This window comes from Streptomyces sp. NPDC005799, from assembly GCF_040630525.1.
Lineage (GTDB): Bacteria > Actinomycetota > Actinomycetes > Streptomycetales > Streptomycetaceae > Streptomyces > Streptomyces griseorubiginosus_B.
This window is the reverse complement of record NZ_JBEXXQ010000219.1, coordinates 1-1,254: the sequence shown is the minus strand read 5'-3', so window position 1 is coordinate 1,254 and position 1,254 is coordinate 1. Positions and strand designations below refer to the sequence as shown.

The 1,254-nt window shown below is 64.8% G+C and carries 2 protein-coding genes; both read right to left on the bottom strand.

From position 1 onward, the window contains the following. Positions 1-18: 18 nt before the first annotated feature. Positions 19-675 carry an IS630 family transposase gene (locus tag ABZ453_RS51345; protein WP_359026997.1) on the bottom strand — a complete coding sequence of 219 codons (657 nt, stop codon included), beginning with the start codon at positions 673-675 and terminating at the stop codon, positions 19-21. 14 nt (positions 676-689) lie between these two features. Beyond that, complete coding sequence (locus tag ABZ453_RS51340; protein WP_359026995.1) at positions 690-1,136, bottom strand: helix-turn-helix domain-containing protein; 447 nt, start codon at positions 1,134-1,136, stop codon at positions 690-692. Positions 1,137-1,254 lie beyond the last annotated feature (118 nt).

Sequence of the window (1,254 nt, the reverse complement as noted above, 5' to 3'; positions counted from 1 at the left end):
ACTAGTAGACTGTCGTGGCTAATTTTTGGGATAGAGGTGGCGCAGTTTGATGCGTGCGTCGTGGGTGGTGAACTGCCAGTTCACCTGACGTTGGCCGGCGTTAGTGGCGTTCTGCCAGGCCGAGAGTTCGGTGTTGAGGATGTCGAGGTCGGTGATCCGGCGGCCGAGGCATTGCCGGGTCAGCGCGGACAGTTCGATCTCGGCGATGTTGAGCCATGACCCGTGCTTGGGCGTGTGGTGGATCTCGAGGCGTTGGGCCAGGGCGAAGGCCTCTTGCGGTTCGAATGCCTCGTACAGCGAGGCGATGGTGTGGGTGTTGAGGTTGTCCATCACCAGTACCACGGCCTCGGCGTCGGGGTAGTCCACGCTCAGCAGCTGCTTGACCTGGCCGGCCCAGTCGATCCGGGTCCGCTGGGACAGTGCCTGGACTCGACGCCATCCGCGTAAGGGTTCGACCCATACGAAGATGGAGCACGTGCCGCAGCGGATGTACTCGCTGTCCTGGCGGGCGTCGTGACCGGGCCGGGCCGGGAGCGGGTCGCGGACATCGGCGAGGAGCTGGCAGGGCTTCTCGTCCATGCACACCACCGGACGGGCCGGGTCGTAGGGCCGGGCATAGACGGCCAGCACGTCTTCCATCCGGGCCGCGAACTCTGCGTTCGCCCGTGGCGGGATGGTCCAGCACTTCTTCAGGTGAGGACGCAGTTCCGTTTTTTTAAGACCCGCCCGATGGTGGAATGGTCCAGATCAGGGATGTCCTCCACCAGCGCGACGTGCTTCTCCAGCAGCCGCAGCGACCACCGGGTGTAGCCCGGGGGTGGCGGTGAACACGCCATCGCGATCAGCCGGGCTTCGACCTCACCAGTCACCGGCGAGGGCACCGGCGGAAGGTCGCGCTTCTTCCGTGTGACCGTAGCCCGAACATCGCCACCGGTCTCGGCGAAACGCTTGGCGACCAGCCGCAATGTCTCACCGGAGACACCAAGACGAGCCGCGATCACCTCCTGCGAGCCGATCTCGCCTGCAGACGTGTCGAGCGCGAGTAGCACCCGCGCCCGCCTGATCACCGAGGCCGGATGGACCCCCGTCGTGGTCACCCGAACCAACTCTTCACGATCAGCCGCGGTCAGCACCACCGGCCTCTTCTTCTCCGAACCCATCGCACCAGCCCTGTCCGGCAGAACGGAAGAAGGATCTGCCACACACCAGCCTCCCGACTAAACAACCCAGAACTAAGCAGCGACACGCTACTAG